We start from the raw sequence: 16,213 nt of genomic DNA on the forward strand, positions 1-16,213 counted from the left end.
TCGGTGCCCGGGTGGTGCGGATGAGGTGGTGCGGATGAGGTGGAGCGGGTCAGTCTGCGGCGGCGCGCACGGAGAGCTCGCGCACGGTGACCGCCTCGGGAGTGGTCTCGGGAAGGGACGGGACGCGGGTCCCCGGCAGGGCGGCGGCCGCGGAGCCGGAGGCCACGGCCTGCCGCAGGCACTCCGGCGGCGCGTCGCCGCGCTCCTGGGCGATGAGGTAGCCCGAGAGCGAGCTGTCGCCGGCGCCCACGGTGGAGCGCACCGCCACGGGTTCGTGCACGGCGTGCCAGGAGCCCTCCGCGGCGGTGAGCACCGCCCCTCCGGCGCCCAGGGTGGTCAGCACCGCGCCCAGGCCGCGGGCCACGAGGGCGGCGGCGGTCGCGGCGGCGAGCTCGGGATCGGCCTCGAGCTCCTCGCCGTCGTGCGCCCCCACCAGCTCGGCGAGCTCCTCGCCGTTGGGCTTGATGAGGTCGGGCAGGGCGTCGTCGGCGGCGGTGGCGCCCCGGAGGGCGGCCCCGGAGGTGTCCACGGCGAACCGGGGCGCCCGCTCCCCCAGCGCCGAGCGGACCCGGCGGACGATGCGCGCGTAGACGTCCTCGGGGGCGCCCGGCGGCAGCGAGCCGGCCAGGACCACCCAGGAGGCGTCCGCCCCGTGCTGCACCAGCAGCTCCACCACGGCGTCCAGGTGCTCGGGGAGCAGCGGCGTGCCGGGGGCGTTGATCTTGGTGGTGGTGCCGTCGGGCTCGGTGATCGTGATGTTGGAGCGGATCGGCGCGCCGGCGGGAACGGTCTCGTAGGGGACCTGCGCGGCGGCGAGCTCCGCCAGCAGCGGGTCGCCGGGATCCCCGGGCAGGACGGCCAGGGTCGGGACACCGCTCACGCGCAGGGCCCGGGAGATGTTCACGCCCTTGCCCCCGGCGTCCTGCCGGGCGCCGTCGGCGCGCTGGACCGCGCCGCGGCGCAGCGGGGAGGGCAGCTCCACGGTGCGGTCGAGGGACGGGTTGAGGGTGACGGTGAGGATCACGCGACGATCACCTCGACGTCGGCCTCCTCGAGGGCGGCGGCCAGCTCGGGGCCGGGGGCCCGGTCGGTGATGAGGGTGTCGATGTCCTCGAGGGACGCGAAGCGCATGAGGGTCTCCTGATCGTGCTTGGCGGAGTCGCAGAGGACCACGACCCGCCGGGAGGTCTGGATGATCGCGGTCTTGACGACCGCCTCGATGGGATCGGGAGTGCTCAGCCCGAACGTGGCGTGGATCCCGTTGCAGCCCACGAACGCGAGGTCGGGGCGCAGCCGGGTGTAGTGCTCGGCCGCCCGTCCACCGGCGGCCGCCCAGGTGAGCTTGCGGACCCGCCCGCCCACGAGCTCGAGGCCGATGCCGTTGGCGTCGGCCAGCTTGGCCGCGATGTGCAGGGCGTGGGTGATGATCAGCTGCTCCTGCCCGTCGGCCAGGCTGGAGTCGGTCCGGACGATGAGGTCAGCCAGCGCCTCGACCGTGCTGCCGGCGTCGAGGACGACCGCGCCGGCCCCGCTGTTGCGCAGCAGGGTGAACGCCGCCTCCGCGATGCGCCGCTTCTCGGGGGTGTTGAGGTGCTGGCGCGAGTGGATGGCCTTCTCGTCGGAGGTGGACTGGTCCACGGAGACCGCGCCCCCGTGCACCCGCCGGAGCCGGCCGGCGGCCTCCAGCGCGGCGAGGTCGCGGCGGACCGTCTCCATGGTGACATCGAAACGGCGCGCCAGCTCGGCGCCGTTGACCCGGCGGGTGGTGCCCACCAGCGCGGCGATCTCCGCCTGGCGTTCCTCTGCGAACATGACATCCACCTCACGAACTGCGACGACGTAGGGACCCTGTGTTCCCTTGAGTTTATGTGAGTTCGTGTGGTTTTACCAGGGGTTGTCGTGATCCACTTCACGGAACGCCACACTGGAGTGCGGCGTGCGGCCGGGGCCTCCTGGGGGCCGGGGCGGGGAGGGCAGTCGGGCCCCTCGCCAGGAGAAGGACCGCCGATGCGGCGGGGCCGGCAGGACGCCGATATCATCCTGGGGACGGAGGACGGGCGGGCCCTCGAGCAGGGCGCCCGGTCCAGCGGGGCAGCCACGAGGAGGCCCCGGGGACGCCCGCGCCGGCCCGTGCTCCGTCCCGGGGGTCCCGACGGGATCCCCGCCGCACCCGACCTGCAGGAGAGCACCCCCATGACGCCCCGTGAGCTCTACGGCCGCTTCGCCCTCGCGGAGGCGGTGACCTGGACCCTGCTGATCCTCGGCATGGTCCTGAAGTACACGGGGGTCTCCGAGGCCTTCGTCCCGGTCTTCGGGATGCTGCACGGGGTGGTGTTCCTCGGCTACTGCGTGGTGACGTGCTTCGTGTGGGTGGACCAGCGGTGGCCGGTGGGCTTCGGGGTGCTGGGCCTGGCCAGTGCGGCCGTCCCCTGGGCCACGATCCCCTTCGAGCGCCGCGCGCAGCGCTCCGGGCGGCTCGCCGGCGGCTGGCGCCTGGCCCCGGGCGGTGAGCGCCCCGCCACCGTGCCGGAGCGGGTGCAGGCGTGGTCCCTGCGCAGCCCGCTGCTGGCCACCCTGGTGGGCCTGGTCGCGGTGGCGGCCCTGACCTCGGTGCTGCTCCACCTGGGCCCGCCGGTCCCCCGCGGCTGAGTCGCGGCGCGGGCGGTTCCGGGTCCCCGGGCCCCGGTATAGCGTGGTCCCCGGGACGGCACCGCCGACCGTCGGCGGGCCACGAGGAGGAACCACGTGACCAATTTCGCCAATGTCGAGCGCCGGCACCTCGCCGCGCTCCTGCGCCGGCTGGGCCCCGACGCCCCCACCCTGTGCGAGGGCTGGACCACCCGTGACCTCGCCGTGCACCTCGTGCTGCGCGACGGGCGGCCCGACGTCCTGGCCGGCCGGGCCCTGTCCCGGGTGCCGGTGCTGCGCGACCGCGCCCGGCGCGCCGAGGAGGCCGTGGCCCGGCAGCCGTGGGAAGAGCTCGTGCGCAAGGTCGAGCACCCCCCGCTGTACTCGCCGGCGCGGCTGGGCCCGGTGGACCGGCGGATGAACACCGTGGAGCTCTTCGTCCACCACGAGGACGCCCGCCGCGCCCAGCCCGAGTGGCACGACCGTCCGCTGCTGCACGACGAGGAGCAGGCGCTGTGGCAGGGCCTGAGCCTCATGGCCAAGGTCATGCTCAAGGACGAGGAGGACACCGTGGTGCTCATCGCGCCCTCCTACGGCGCCGTGCGCGGGGGCCGGGGCCGGACGGGCACCGTGCGGGTGCTGCGCGCCGTGCCCAGCGAGCTGCTGCTGTGGGCCTTCGGCCGGCGCGGGCAGGCCCGCGTGGAGGAGACGGTCGAGTAGACCGGCTCCCGCCCGGACGGCCGGAGGGGGGACCGCGCGGTGCGCGGTCCCCCCCTCCTCCGCCGGTGGCCCGGCCCTCGGCGTCACCCGGTCAGCGGAACAGGTCCGCCCGGACGCCCATGATGATCCGGTCACCGGGCCGCGCGGTGCGCATGTACCGGGCGACCTCGTGCTCGTGCAGGGCGATGCACCCGGCGGTGGGCTTCTTGTTGGCGTGCAGGAAGATCGCGAAGCCGTTGCCCTGGACGATCGGCGAGTCGGGCGGGCGGTTGTAGTTGATGACCACGCCCAGCCGGTAGTCCCCGGACTGCGCGAAGTACCACATGTTCTCGTCCGGCCAGGTGTAGCCGGTGGACTCGAAGTACTTGTTGTACAGGGTGCCCAGGCGCCCGCCCCACCGGGAGTTCGGGTTGAGCGGGCGGTAGGGCAGCGCGGTGCCGGGGTTGTAGACGCCGAAGGACTCCGTGACCGAGTACGAGCCCTGCGGCGAGTACAGGTACTGCGTGTGCCCGGAGGGGACCCCCGGGCGCTTGAAGCCGCTGGCGCCCACGTAGGCGGACGTGCGCCAGTCCTCGACGTAGCTGCCGCCGATCCGCACGCAGTTGACGAACGTGGCCTCGGACCGGCCGTAGCCCTCGGCGATGGTCAGGGACACCCGCCCCGCGTTGCGGGTCGGCTGCACCGAGCGGCCGTTGTTGAGGCTCTGGCACTCGCCGCGGAAGAGGTGGACCCGGGTCCCCGCGGAGCGGCTCCAGGTGACGAGGCCGCGCTGGAACTTCTGGTGCACGGTCCCCGTCCCGACCTCGTCCGTCACGGGGTAGCCCAGGCTCCCCCGCTCCCGTCCGGTCGCGATCCAGCGCTGCCCGATGGCGCCGCCGGTCTTGACCGCCCGTGCGCCCGTCCCGGGGCTCCAGTAGATCGTGTGGGCCCTGGTGAAGGACTGCCGGCACCCGCCCCCGGCCATGCCGCACACCTCGTCGGTCGTCGGGTACCCGTAGAGCCCGGTCGTGCGTCCGCCGCGGACCCACTTGTCCCCGATCGCCCCCCGGGTGTTCACCGTGTGCGCCCCGGTGGAGGACGTCCAGTAGATCGTGCGGTGGCCCGTGAACGACTGCCGGCACCCGCCCCCGGCCATGCCGCACACCTCGTCGGTCGTCGGGTACCCGTAGGGCCCGCTCTCGCGCCCGCCGCGGACCCACTTGTCCCCGATCGCCCCCCGGGTGTTCACCGTGTGCGCCCCGGTGGAGGACGTCCAGTAGATCGTGCGGCGGCCCGAGAACGACTGCCGGCACCCGGCCGGGGTGCAGGCCTCGTCCGCGAGCGGCCAGCCCAGCACGTCCGCGTCCCCGGAGCGCAGCCACTTCTGCCCGATGGCGCCCCGCAGCTGCACGTAGTGCGCCCCGTGCGCCTCGTGCCACAGGACGACGCCGTTCTGGTGCGGCCACTCCCAGCCGCCCTTCCACGGGCGCATGCCGGCGGTCGGGGCCCCGGAACGGGCCGCCACCCGGGCGGCGGCGGCCTCCAGGGCCTGCCGGACCTCGACCGGGACGTCCGTGGCTCCGTCGGCCTCAGCGGCGGCCGCACGGCTCCCCGCGGACGGCTCGGCCGTCGGCCCGGCCGAGGGGTCCTCCGCGGGTTCGATCGCCGGCTGGGTGGTCGACTCGCCGGTGGGCTCCGCCTCCCCGGTGGGCTCCGCCGCTGCGGAGGGCTCTGCAGAGGGCTCTGCCGAGCCCTCCCGCGTCACGGTGAGCACCGCGCGCGCCTCGGCGCCCGTGGCGTCCCGCACGGCGTAGCCGACCTCCACGGCACCGACCGGTGCGTCCTCCGCCGGGGCCAGGGCGAGCACGGGGTGCTCGGGCGGCAGCCAGCCCTCGGGCAGCTCCGCGGGCGCCGTGCCCGGGGTGATGACCCGCAGCGACCCGGCGTCCGTGCGCAGCTCGTCCGCGAGCGCGTCCTCGCCCCGGGCGGCGGAGGGGTCCACCAGCAGCAGCCGCACGTGCGCCGGGTCCAGGAGGCCGTCGTTGGCCAGGACGTCCACGGCGACCGTGCGCCCGGGGCCGGCCGTGGCCACCGCGTCGTCGACCGGTTCGAGCGGCGCCGTGGCGGCGGCCGTCGCGGTCCCGTCCGTCGCCGCGGGAGCCGTCGCCGCCGCAGGAGCCGTCGCCGCGTCGGGCGCGGGGGACGGCGGAGCCGCGGACGCGCCCGGGGCGCCGGCGAGGACGACGGCGAAGCAGGCCGCGAGGGCGGCGGGGATGCGCAGAGCTGAGATCTTCATGGGGGTCCCTCGCTGGGGGTCAGTCGGTGAACTCGACGTAGTGGTCGGGGGTGGTGTTGTCGAAGACCCGCACGGCGAGGTCGGCGTCGTGCGCGGCGCTGAAGGCGACGTCCAGCGAGGCGGACCCGCCGGGGGCGATGGTCGGGAAGGTCTCCATCCGCACGCCGAGCGACTCGTCGTAGGCGGGCGGCGCGGGCTCGTCCCCGGCGACGGCCACCGGGAAGGACCAGGGCAGCGCGTCGACCGGGTCGGCGCCCGTGTTGGTGAGGGTCACGGTGAACACCTGCACCGGGGCGCCGGGAGCGGCACGGACCGGGCGCTGCCCCGTGGTCGCCGGTCGCGGCCCCTCGACCGTTCCCGCCAGGGAGTCGGTGAGCTGCCGGGTGGAGCCGAACGCGGCGGCGGCGTCCCGGGTGGCGGTGTCGTCGTAGGGGGCCACGTCGTTGCCCGAGGGCGCGGGGCTCCCCGTCCCGGCGGTGCCGGGCTCCGGGGTCCCCGACGACGACGGCTCGCTCGCGGCCCCGGGCGCCGCCGTCCCGGGCGCCGCCGTCCCGGCTCCCGCCGCAGCGGACGCCTCCGCGGAGGAGGACGCCGTGGAAGAGGCCGGGCCGCCGCCGTCCGGGCCCGCCGAGCACCCGGTCAGGGCCAGCGCCAGCAGGGCCGCGCCGACGGTCCCGACGCGCCGGCCGCGCGACGGGGGGAACAGGGCTGTCATGGGTGACTCCTCTGCACGGTCCTGGGGGGAGGGACCCGACCGGGCCGGTCGTTGGAGCTCACGCTACACGGCGATTTGCAATCGTGATCAGCATGACGCGGTGTGGCGCGGGACGCCGCCGGAGTCCGCCGTGTCCGGCCGGGGCCCGGCGTTGCATAGGGTGGAGGGCATGGCTTCCGACGTCCCTGACACCGCAGCGACCGCCGAGGCGACCGAGGCGGCCCGTGTGCAGGCCCTGCACGCTCTCGACATCCTGGACACCCCTCGCGAGGAGCGCTACGACCGGATCGTGCGCCTGGCCCAGCGCGTCTTCGACGTGCCCATGGTCGCCGTCAACTTCGTCGACGCCGACCGGCAGTGGACCAAGGCCGAGACGGGCCTGGCCGGGCTGCGGAGCACTCCCGCCGAGGACTCGATGTGCCGGCACACCGTGCAGCAGCCGGACACCCTGATCGTGCCCGACGCGACCGCCGACGACCGCTTCCGCGAGAACGTGTTCGTGCGCCGGGACCCGCACGTGCGCTTCTACGCCGGCCAGCCGCTCCGGGCCCCGGGCGGGGAGCAGGTGGGCTCGCTGTGCCTGTTCGACACCCGGCCGCGCCGGCTGAGCGCCGACCAGCAGTCGCTGCTGCGGGAGATGGCCGGCTGGGTCGAGCGGGAGCTGGAGCTGCAGCGCGAGCTGGACCGCGCCGCCGAGGTGCAGCAGATCCTCATGCCGCGGACGGCCCCGCACGTGGCCGGCTACGAGCTGGCCGGGCGCTGCGTGCCCGCCCGGGAGATCGGCGGCGACTTCTTCGCGTGGCACCCCGTGGACGGCGGCCGGCTGCAGCTGCACGTGGCCGACGTCATGGGCAAGGGGATCCCGGCGGCCCTGATCGCGGCCTCGGTGCGGGCGATGCTCGTGGGCGCCGCGCAGTTCAACGACCAGGGGACGGCCTTCGCGCGGGTCGCGGCCGCCTCGGCGGACCTGCTGAGCGACACCGGGGCGTTCGTCACCGCGTTCTCCGCCCGCCTCGACCCGGCCACGGGACGGCTCGACTACGTCGACGCCGGGCACGGGCTCGCGTTCGTCTTCACCGCCGACGGGCACCGGCGGCTGGAGCGTTCGGGCCCGCCGCTGGGCGTCTTCCCGGACGACTCGTGGGACACCCGCAGCACCGTGCTGCAGCCGGGCGAGACGCTCGTGGTCGTCAGCGACGGGTTCCTGGACTTCTTCCCCTCCCTCGAGGAGACGCTGGAACGGGCCCTGCGGGCCGATCCCGCCGGGATGGCCGCCCAGGAGCTCGTGGACCGGGCCATCGGCTTCGCCCGCCGGCACGGGCACCCGGACGACGTCACGGCGGTGGCGCTGCGGCGGCTGCGCCGGGCGGACCCCACCGCCTGAGCCGCCCTCCGCCCGGGCCGGCCGGTGGCGGCAGCCCCGGCGCCCGCGGCGCCGTCGTCGCTCGTGCCGTCGTCGCCCGTGCCGTCGTCGCTCGTGCCGGCCCGCCGGCCTCGCACGGACGGGACTCGGCGCGGGCGGTCCTCAGCGCGGGACGATCCCGAAGAGGAACCGGGTCCGGACCATGACCCACAGCAGGCCCAGGACGGCGACGTAGGCCAGGGTGTTGACCCACAGGTCGCCCTGCCGCAGCACCGGGATGTTGGCCACGGCCAGGATCAGGAACACGTGCATGACGAAGACGTAGAGGCTGGCCCGGCCCAGCGGGATGAGGAACCAGCCCAGCGCACGCCGGAGCACGGCCCAGTAGGCGCTGAGCAGGGCGTATCCCGCCACGACCACCAGCAGCACGTTGACCAGCCGGCCGATCCCCAGGTAGGTCCGGCCGAAGTAGCCGTCGTAGACGGTGCGGAAGGCGGCCTCCGGCAGCAGGGCCAGCCGGACGTCGTAGCCGTTGCTGGCGTAGGGACCGGACCAGGAGAACAGCGCGAGGGCCACGGCCAGCAGCAGGCAGGCGACGAGCAGCGGACGCCGGCGCCGGTCGGCGAACCAGGTGACGATCTGCCGCCGGTAGTACCCGGCCACCATGCCGAGCACGAACAGCACCTGCCACACGAGCAGGGGGAACGAGTCCTCGAACTGGGAGGGCAGCAGCCGGATCCGGAAGACCGTACCCACGGTGTAGAGCCCGGCGCTGATCAGCAGGACCAGCCAGGCCCGGCCGCGGGCGAGTGCGGCCAGCACCAGCGGGCTCACCAGGATCAGGACCACGTACAGCCCCATGATGTTGAACTGCCACGGCCCCACCTGCAGCAGGAGCACGGCGGGGATCAGGTGCGCCTGGACCGGGAAGGCGAAGAGCCCGTCCATGCCCGCGTAGAGGTCGTACGTGCTGCCGGCGGCCCCCGCACCGGCGGCCCCCGTGCCCTGGTCCCTGAACGTGGTGACGGACCCCGCCTCCAGGACGGGAATCCGGCTGAGCGCGTAGACGAGGAGCACCACGACCAGCGCGGTCACGTAGAGCTTCCACGCCCGCGCGGTGGTGCGGTCGACGACCTCGCCCAGCTCGCCCCGCACCCGGGGCCCGTAGACCATGCCCAGCACGGCCCCGGAGAGCAGCACGAACAGCTCCGCTCCCGAGACGACGCCCACGGCCTCCTGCGTGAGCGACTGGAACAGCGAGGTGAGGCCCACGTGGTTGACGACGACGAAGACGATCGCGACTCCGCGCAGCATGTCGATCCGGCTGTCGCGCGGCGAGGGCTCCGCGTAGCGCCACGCCCGCGCCGACCGCGCACGCGGCAGCAGGCACAGGAGCAGTCCCACGCCGAGCACGGCGGCCGCCGCGCCCCATGCCACGGGACCCCGCAGGACGATGCCCGGGGCGGAGGACGCCGCGCCCGGCAGCGCCGCCTGCTCGGTCACCGGACCCGTCACGAGGGAGGAGGCCTGGACGCGCTCCCGGAAGGCGGCGGTCAGGTCGGGGTCGGCGGTGGAGCGCCAGTCGACCGCGACCGCCCCGCCGGCCCGCTCCTCGACGGTCTCGTTCCACACGACCGCGCCGATCCGGTCGTAGGCCTCGGAGGAGGCCGCCGCGAGCACCTGGTCCCACCACGGGGCCTTGACCTCGCGGGCGGAGGGGCCGCCCGCCTCCGGGCTCCAGAAGGACCCCGTCTCCACCATGAGCGGTTTCTCGCGTGCGGCGGCGTAGGCGGCGTAGAAGCCCTCCGGGGCGCCGGCCCCGCCCAGCAGCGTGCTGAACTCGTCCGGCTCCGGGACGGTGTTGCGGGCCTCACCGCTGCCGGTCTCGTCGTGGTAGGTGGACAGCCCCACCCAGTCCACGACGTCGTCGCCCGGGTAGTAGGGGCTGTAGGCGTCGTCGCCCCGGTCCCAGGTCCCGTTCCCGTCGGTGTCCAGGGCCGCGAGGTCCGCTCCCTCCGGGGCGGAGGACGTCGGGCCGCGGAACGGGTAGTCGGTCCCGACCGTGGGCGACCACACCATCACGGGGTCCTCGAGCTGGTCGTCCAGCGCGGCGGCCACGGCCCGGAACGCCCGGGTGTAGGCCTGGGGCTGCTGGCCCCACGGCACCCAGGACGCGTTCATCTGCGGCGCGAACCGGACGAACACCGTGCCGTCGAAGTCCTGCGCCACATCGGCCAGCTGCCCGGCGAGAACGGCGGCCCGCGCCTCGTCCACGCGGTCCAGCGCGATGTCGGGGCGGACAGTGAGCAGGGCGTGCCCGCCCTGCTCGGCGACCTGGGACAGGAAGTGCCGCAGGTAGCCCTGCTCCCGGTCGTCCATCGGCAGCGGCACCGGCCGCCCGTAGACCGCGGCCGGCTCACCGAGCCGGTCGGCGTACCCGGCGGCGGAGTCGGTGCCCCAGTCCAGCATCGCGCCCAGGTACGGGGCGCCGGGCTGCGGCGCCTCCGCCGCGCGCGCCGGACCCGCCGGCAGCAGGGTGAGAGCGAGGACCGTCAGCAGCGCGGCGACAACGGCGGGCAGGTGCAGGCGGCGGCGGCCGATGGAGATCACTGGGGCGCTCCGGTGGGGGGTGCGGAGGGGGGTCGCACACATTGTCCCCGCGGCCGCCGCCCGGGAGGGTGAACCCGGCGGCGACTCGCCGGGCGCGTCGGAGGGCCTCAGCCGGCGGGGTAGTCCGGGGCAGGACCCAGTCCGAAGTACTCCTCGAGGGTGTCCAGCTCGGCGGAGCCCTCCGCCGCGGCGTCCGCCCGCAGCTCGGCCACGAGCTGCGGCCCGACGTAGCGCAGGTGCCAGGGCTCGTAGGCGTAGCCGGTCCACTCCTGCCGGTCCTCGGGGTACCGGACGATGAAGCCGTGGCGATGGGCGTTCTTCCGCACCCAGTCCCCCACCGGGGTCCCCTCGAAGCAGTCCTGCAGGGCGCACGCGCCGTCGGCGTTGCCGACGTCCATCGCCAGACCGGTCTGGTGCTCGCTGTGGCCCGGGCGGGCGGCGATCGTGTCGGCCGTCTCCTGGCCGTACTGCCGGACGTAGCTGTCGTAGAGGCTCGCCTGCTCGGCGTACGACCGGTATCCGCTCACCGGCACGATGTGCACACCGTCCGCCCTGGCGGCGCGCGTCATCCCCTGGAACGCCTCGGCCGCCGCCGCCTGGAGCCGCTCGGACTGCACGCGCGTCAGCCGGTCGGGCACGTACGTCTCCGGGGCCAGCTTCCGGTGCTTGTTCACCACGACCTGCAGGCTGTGCGCCGAGTCGATGTCGTAGTCCACCGGCGCGGCGCCCGCCGGCGCGACGAGTCCGGCCGTCAGGGCGATCGCCGCCGCCGCCCCCGTGATCCTGCCCAGTCCCCGCATCGCTCTCATGCCCCCACGTGTCCGGAATTTCCGCTGCGTCCGGGGCAGAGCCTAGCGAGCCCGGGGCTCGGCGTGCCGCGCCCGGCGTCCTGGCACGTCATGAGCGGTCGCTCGCGCCACGACCGTGTGCTGTGGAGCCCCCTACCGGATTCGAACCGGTGACCCCCTGTTTACAAGACAGGTGCTCTGGCCAGCTGAGCTAAGGAGGCGGGCTGTCCCCGGGGTGCCGCGAGCGGCCCCGGCGACCGGGGTCCCAGGATATCGGACGTGTCCGAGGACCCCGAAATCCCTGCGGCCCCGGGCGCATCGGCAGCGCCGCACCCCGCGGGGTACGGCGCCGCCCGTGCGCTCCGAGGGCGGAGGACCTACTTCTGGTCCGCCAGGGCCTCGTCGAGGGCGTCCTGGAAGGCCTCGTTGCCGAGCCGCTCACCGTCGATGAAGACCGTCGGGGTGCCGGAGATGCCGTTGGCCAGGGACTCCTGCGAGACCACGTTGACCATGGGGCGCCACGTGTTCTCCTCCAGCGCGGTCGCGATGTCCGCGCCGTGCGTGGAGGCGATCTCCACGAGCTGCTCGTCGTCCAGGCCGCCGGTGCCCTGGTGCGAGAACACCTCCTTGACGAAGGCGAGGTACTGCTCCGTGGAGACCTGGTTGCCCACCTCGTAGGCGGCGGCCGCGGCGCGGGAGGAGTACTGCGTGGGCGTGGCGCGGTCCAGGAAGTTGAGGTTGCGGTACTCCAGGGTGATGTCCCCGGACGTCACGGCCTCCTCGAGGGCCTCGCCGTTCTCGGTCTCGAAGTCGGCGCAGTGCACGCACTCGAAGTCCTGGAAGATCACGACCGGCACGGGCTCGCCCTCGCCTGCGGGCTCGACCCCCGGCGGCACCGCGGAGTCGTCCGGGGTCTCCGGCGCCTCGGGGACCTCGCCCAGATCGCGCTGGTCCACCTCCGACTCTCCGGTGCGGATGCCGTCCGCGGTCAGGACGGTGCCGCCCCACTGGTTGGCGGAGGCGGGCACCGGGCCGGCCTCGGGGATCTGCTCGGACCGGTTCTGCGCCACGACCACCCCGATCACCGCAAGGATCACGAGGACCAGGGCGAGGATGCCGAACTGCAGCAGCCGGCGGGACCGCTTGTCCTGGCGGGCGTGCTGGTCGGCGAGCTGCCGGGCGCGCTCGCGGGCGGCGTCGCGGTTCCGGGGGTCGGGGGTCGTGCTGCTGGATGCCATGGGTCCTCTTCGAAGAATCCTCGGGGGCGGATGCGGACGTGTCGTCGCCCAGATTATCGGACCCCCTCACGGCCCGCCGACTCAGGAGATCCCCGGACGGAAAGGTGAGCACACTGATGAATAGACTGGGGTCCAGGACGACGACGCCCCACCGGAAGGACCCCTCGTGAGTGCAGAGCAGACTCCCACCGCCTCCTCGGCCGATCTGGAGGAGGTGCCCGAGCCACGGACGGACGTGCCGCAGGACACGGGCTACGACTTCGTCGTGGTCTCGAACCGGCTGCCGGTCGAGCGCGTCGTCGAGGACGGCGAGTCCTCCTGGCGCCGCTCCCCCGGCGGCCTCGTGGCGGCGCTGTCCCCGGTGATGGCCCGCAACACCGGCGCCTGGGTGGGCTGGCACGGCGCGGCCGACGAGACGCTGGAGCGCTTCGACCACGACGTGTTCCACCTGGCGCCCGTCCCGCTCTCCGGCGGGGAGGTCGAGGCCTACTACGAGGGGTTCTCGAACGCGACCCTGTGGCCGCTGTACCACGACGTCATCGCGCCCCCGGAGTTCCACCGCGCCTGGTGGAACACCTATCGCCGGATCAACCGCCGCTTCGCGGAGCGGACCGCCGAGGTCGCCGCGCAGAACGCGACCGTGTGGGTGCAGGACTATCAGCTGCAGCTGGTGCCCAAGCTGCTGCGGGATCTCCGCCCGGACCTGACCATCGGGTTCTTCAACCACATCCCCTTCCCCCCGCTCGAGATCTTCGCGCAGCTCCCCTGGCGGCGAGCGGTCCTGGAAGGGCTCTCGGGTGCCGATCTGATCGGCTTCCAGCGCCCCGGGGACGCCCAGAACTTCCAGCGCTGCGTGCGCCGGTTCCTGGACGTGCCGTTCCGGCAGGGCCGCGCCCGGTTCGGCGCCGACGACGCCGCCTGGACGGTGCGCGCCCAGTCCTATCCGATCTCCATCGACGCCGAGGCGATCCAGGAGCTGGCCTCGCGCCCGGAGGTCAAGGAGCGCGCGCGGGAGATCCGGCACGAGCTCGGCGACCCGGAGACCGTCTTCCTCGGGGTCGACCGGCTGGACTACACCAAGGGCATCCTGCACCGCATCAAGGCCTACGGGGAGCTGCTGCAGGACGGGAAGCTGACGGTCGGCCCGTCGGTGCTGGTGCAGGTCGCCAACCCCTCGCGGGAACGCGTGGAGTCCTACGTGCAGCTGCGCGAGGACGTGGAGGGCCTGGTGGGTCATCTCAACGGCCAGCACGACACGATCTCGCACACCGCGATCCGGTACCTGCACCACGGCTATCCGTTCGAGGAGATGGTGGCGCTCTACCTCGCGACCGACGTGATGCTGGTGACCTCCCTCCGGGACGGGATGAACCTGGTGGCCAAGGAGTACGTCGCGGCGAAGACGGACGGGTCCGGGACCCTGGTCCTCTCCGAGTTCACCGGCGCCGCCGAGCAGCTCAAGCAGGCGCTGCTGGTGAACCCGCACGACATCGACGGGCTGAAGGACGCGATGCTGCGGGCCAAGGACATGCCGGCGGCCGAGGCGAAGAAGCGGATGCGCGCGATGCGGCGCCAGGTGCTGGGCAACGACGTCAACGACTGGTCGGAGGCGTTCCTGCGGGACCTCGCCGGCACCCGTCCGGACCGCACCACCGGCGACACCACCCGCGACACCACCCGCGACACCACCCGCGACACCACCGAGGAGGAGCTGTGACGGACACGCACGACGACGCCCGGCCGGCGCTCGAGCAGGCTCTCGACCGGGCGGCGGCGGCCGGGACGCTGCTGGTCGCCCTGGACTTCGACGGCACCCTGGCCCCGTTCACGGACGACCCCGGCGACAGCCGGGCGCTGCCGGAGGCGCAGACCGCCCTCGAGCAGCTGCTGGCGCTGGACCGGACCTACGTGGCCGTCATCTCGGGACGGCCCATGCACTTCCTGCGCGCCGTCGTGGACCCGGACGGCCGGATGCTGCTCTCCGGCTCGCACGGGGCCGAGCTGCACCTCGACGCGCTCGGGGACGCGGCGGCGGACTCGGAGCTGCGGCTCTCCCCGGCCCAGCAGGACCTGCTCGGCCGGGCGACCGCACTCGTGGAGGCGCAGGTGGCCCGGTACCCGGGGTCCCGGCTCGAGCGCAAGCCCACCGGGGCGGCGTTCCACACCCGCACGATGGTGGACCAGGCGTCGTGCGCCCGCGCCGAGCAGGAGATGATCGAGGCCTTCGAGCGGCTGGACGGGCTGAAGATCACCCCGGGCCAGCACGTGGTCGAGTCCTCGGTGCACTCGGCCACGAAGGGTGAGGGCATCACGGCGTTCATGCAGGCGACCGGGGCCGAGGTCACCCTCTTCGCCGGCGACGACGTCACCGACGAGAACGCCATGCGGGAGCTCGGTCCGGACGATCTCGGCATCAAGGTGGGCAGCGGGGAGAGCACGGCGGCGCACCGGGTCGCCTCCCCGGCCGAGCTGGCCGGAGTGCTCGCCCGGCTGGTCGAGCTGCGGAGGACCGCCCTGTCCTGAGCGCGGGATCCGCCGGGGCAGCGGCGGCGCGCCGATGGGACGCCGGTGGCGCCGGACGGGCCACAGTGATTAGGATCACTGTGGCCCCCGTCACCTGTGGGGGTTGCTCTTCTCCTTCGGATCGTCCGGCACGTGCCTGCCGGGAAAGAGGCTTGACCCATGTCTGCTGTGCGCTACGCCAATGTCACCTGCCAGTACCCCGGGGCCGAGCGGCCCTCGGTCACCGAGCTGGACCTGGAGGTGGCCGACGGGGAGTTCCTCGTGCTGGTCGGGCCCTCCGGGTGCGGGAAGTCCACCACCCTGCGGATGCTGGCCGGGCTGGAGGAGGTCACCGCCGGGCAGATCTTCATCGGGGACCGCGACGTCACCGACGTGCCCTCGCGGGACCGCGACATCGCGATGGTCTTCCAGAACTACGCCCTCTACCCGCACATGACCGTGGCCGAGAACATGGGCTTCGCCCTGAAGATCGCCAAGGTCGACGCCGCCGAGCGCACCCGCCGGGTGGCCGAGGCCGCCAAGATCCTGGACCTCACCGACTACCTCGACCGCAAGCCCAAGGCCCTGTCCGGCGGGCAGCGCCAGCGGGTGGCCATGGGCCGGGCGATCGTGCGGTCCCCGCAGGTGTTCCTGATGGACGAGCCGCTGTCGAACCTCGACGCGAAGCTGCGCGTGCAGACCCGCACCCAGATCGCCTCCCTCACCCGCCGCCTCGGCGTCACCACCGTCTACGTCACCCACGACCAGGTCGAGGCGATGACCATGGGCGACCGGGTGGCGGTGCTCAAGGACGGGGTGCTCATGCAGGTCGACACCCCGCGCGCCCTCTACGACAAGCCCGCCACCGAGTTCGTCGCCGGGTTCATCGGCTCCCCGGCGATGAACCTCTTCCGCTCCCCGGTCACCGAGGCCGGGGTGGAGCTGGGCACCCTGCGGATCCCGCTCACGCCCGCCCAGCGGGCCGGGATCACCGGGTCCCAGGTCACCGTGGGGATCCGTCCCGAGGACCTCACCCCGGCCGGTGAGGGACAGGGGCTGCCGATCGTGGCCGACGTGGTCGAGGAGCTCGGCGCCGACGCCTTCGTCTACGGCCACCTCGCCCCGGTCACCGCCGCCAACACCATCGTGCAGGTCGACCCCACCGGCCAGGTCGACGAAGACGCCCCCGGCGCCCACGAGATCGTCGTGCGGGTGGAGGGCCGCACCCCGCCGCGGGCCGGGAACACCATCTGGGTCACCCCCACCCTCGCCCACGTCCACCTCTTCGACACCACCACCGGCACCCGCCTGCCCGACTGACCACCGCACCGGTCGCACCACACGCCGCGGCGCCCTTCCCCACCGGAGAAGGGC

Annotated in this window: 13 protein-coding genes and 1 tRNA gene; 6 read left to right on the forward strand and 8 right to left on the reverse strand. The window is 74.1% G+C overall.

The annotated features are described in order from the left end of the window. Positions 1-49: 49 nt before the first annotated feature. Positions 50-1,024: a 1-phosphofructokinase family hexose kinase gene (locus GMA12_RS05550; RefSeq protein ID WP_162459511.1), complete on the reverse strand. Its 975-nt coding sequence runs from the start codon at positions 1,022-1,024 to the stop codon at positions 50-52. Next, positions 1,021-1,812 carry a DeoR/GlpR family DNA-binding transcription regulator gene (locus tag GMA12_RS05555; protein ID WP_047802077.1) on the reverse strand — a complete coding sequence of 264 codons (792 nt, stop codon included), beginning with the start codon at positions 1,810-1,812 and terminating at the stop codon, positions 1,021-1,023. Before GMA12_RS05555 ends, GMA12_RS05550 begins: the two co-directional genes overlap by 4 nt. A 381-nt stretch (positions 1,813-2,193) precedes the next feature. Here GMA12_RS05555 and GMA12_RS05560 point away from each other — a divergent pair, with 381 nt between their 5' ends. Both GMA12_RS05560 and GMA12_RS05565 read left to right on the forward strand, forming a co-directional pair. Further along, on the forward strand, positions 2,194-2,649 hold the full coding sequence (locus GMA12_RS05560) for a DUF3817 domain-containing protein (protein ID WP_156267941.1): 456 nt from the start codon (positions 2,194-2,196) through the stop codon (positions 2,647-2,649). A 96-nt stretch (positions 2,650-2,745) separates the two neighbouring features. Further along, entirely contained in the window at positions 2,746-3,348 is a 603-nt protein-coding gene (locus GMA12_RS05565) for a TIGR03085 family metal-binding protein (RefSeq protein ID WP_162459512.1), read from the forward strand. A gap of 91 nt (positions 3,349-3,439) precedes the next feature. On the opposite strand, the gene GMA12_RS05570 is transcribed toward GMA12_RS05565, so the two are convergent. Then, complete coding sequence (locus GMA12_RS05570; RefSeq protein ID WP_156267943.1) at positions 3,440-5,623, reverse strand: L,D-transpeptidase family protein; 2,184 nt, start codon at positions 5,621-5,623, stop codon at positions 3,440-3,442. 19 nt (positions 5,624-5,642) lie between these two features. Then, positions 5,643-6,338, reverse strand: coding sequence for a hypothetical protein (locus GMA12_RS05575; protein ID WP_156267945.1), 696 nt, complete (start codon positions 6,336-6,338; stop codon positions 5,643-5,645). A 169-nt stretch (positions 6,339-6,507) separates the two neighbouring features. On the opposite strand from GMA12_RS05575, the gene GMA12_RS05580 reads away from it, so the two are divergent. Beyond that, positions 6,508-7,722, forward strand: coding sequence for a PP2C family protein-serine/threonine phosphatase (locus tag GMA12_RS05580; RefSeq protein WP_156267947.1), 1,215 nt, complete (start codon positions 6,508-6,510; stop codon positions 7,720-7,722). 141 nt (positions 7,723-7,863) lie between these two features. Here GMA12_RS05580 and opgC read toward each other — a convergent pair whose 3' ends face one another. From opgC to GMA12_RS05600, 4 genes are all read right to left on the reverse strand, one after another. Further along, positions 7,864-10,311 (reverse strand): OpgC domain-containing protein, encoded by a 2,448-nt coding sequence (gene opgC, locus GMA12_RS05585; protein ID WP_370830357.1) that lies wholly within the window; start codon positions 10,309-10,311, stop codon positions 7,864-7,866. A gap of 107 nt (positions 10,312-10,418) precedes the next feature. After that, complete coding sequence (locus GMA12_RS05590; protein WP_156267949.1) at positions 10,419-11,120, reverse strand: M15 family metallopeptidase; 702 nt, start codon at positions 11,118-11,120, stop codon at positions 10,419-10,421. A gap of 123 nt (positions 11,121-11,243) precedes the next feature. Further along, a tRNA-Thr gene (locus GMA12_RS05595) sits at positions 11,244-11,320 on the reverse strand. A 156-nt stretch (positions 11,321-11,476) separates the two neighbouring features. Continuing rightward, entirely contained in the window at positions 11,477-12,337 is an 861-nt protein-coding gene (locus tag GMA12_RS05600; RefSeq protein WP_156267951.1) for a DsbA family protein, read from the reverse strand. A gap of 166 nt (positions 12,338-12,503) precedes the next feature. Between GMA12_RS05600 and GMA12_RS05605 the strand changes: the two genes are divergently transcribed. The 3 genes from GMA12_RS05605 to GMA12_RS05615 all read left to right on the forward strand — a co-directional run bounded on the left by GMA12_RS05605 (position 12,504) and on the right by GMA12_RS05615 (position 16,159). Next, the gene (locus GMA12_RS05605; RefSeq protein WP_370830364.1) at positions 12,504-14,054 is read left to right on the forward strand and encodes an alpha,alpha-trehalose-phosphate synthase (UDP-forming); all 1,551 of its coding nucleotides are present in this window, start codon (positions 12,504-12,506) and stop codon (positions 14,052-14,054) included. Continuing rightward, on the forward strand, positions 14,051-14,860 hold the full coding sequence (gene otsB, locus GMA12_RS05610) for a trehalose-phosphatase (RefSeq protein ID WP_162459513.1): 810 nt from the start codon (positions 14,051-14,053) through the stop codon (positions 14,858-14,860). The genes GMA12_RS05605 and otsB overlap by 4 nt, the downstream gene beginning before the upstream one ends. 159 nt (positions 14,861-15,019) lie before the next feature. Then, complete coding sequence (locus tag GMA12_RS05615) at positions 15,020-16,159, forward strand: ABC transporter ATP-binding protein (protein ID WP_156267953.1); 1,140 nt, start codon at positions 15,020-15,022, stop codon at positions 16,157-16,159. The last annotated feature ends 54 nt before the right edge of the window (positions 16,160-16,213 follow it).

The sequence above is a fragment of the Kocuria sediminis genome (genome assembly GCF_009735315.1).
Classification (GTDB): domain Bacteria; phylum Actinomycetota; class Actinomycetes; order Actinomycetales; family Micrococcaceae; genus Kocuria; species Kocuria turfanensis.

Coding starts and splice junctions, on each gene's coding strand:
- GMA12_RS05600 (WP_156267951.1), bottom strand. CDS start 12,337: ATGGCATCCAGCAGCACGACCCCCGACCCCCGGAACCGCGACGCCGCC.
- GMA12_RS05575 (WP_156267945.1), bottom strand. CDS start 6,338: ATGACAGCCCTGTTCCCCCCGTCGCGCGGCCGGCGCGTCGGGACCGTC.
- GMA12_RS05615 (WP_156267953.1), top strand. CDS start 15,020: ATGTCTGCTGTGCGCTACGCCAATGTCACCTGCCAGTACCCCGGGGCC.
- GMA12_RS05580 (WP_156267947.1), top strand. CDS start 6,508: ATGGCTTCCGACGTCCCTGACACCGCAGCGACCGCCGAGGCGACCGAG.
- GMA12_RS05555 (WP_047802077.1), bottom strand. CDS start 1,812: ATGTTCGCAGAGGAACGCCAGGCGGAGATCGCCGCGCTGGTGGGCACC.
- GMA12_RS05560 (WP_156267941.1), top strand. CDS start 2,194: ATGACGCCCCGTGAGCTCTACGGCCGCTTCGCCCTCGCGGAGGCGGTG.
- GMA12_RS05590 (WP_156267949.1), bottom strand. CDS start 11,120: ATGAGAGCGATGCGGGGACTGGGCAGGATCACGGGGGCGGCGGCGGCG.
- GMA12_RS05570 (WP_156267943.1), bottom strand. CDS start 5,623: ATGAAGATCTCAGCTCTGCGCATCCCCGCCGCCCTCGCGGCCTGCTTC.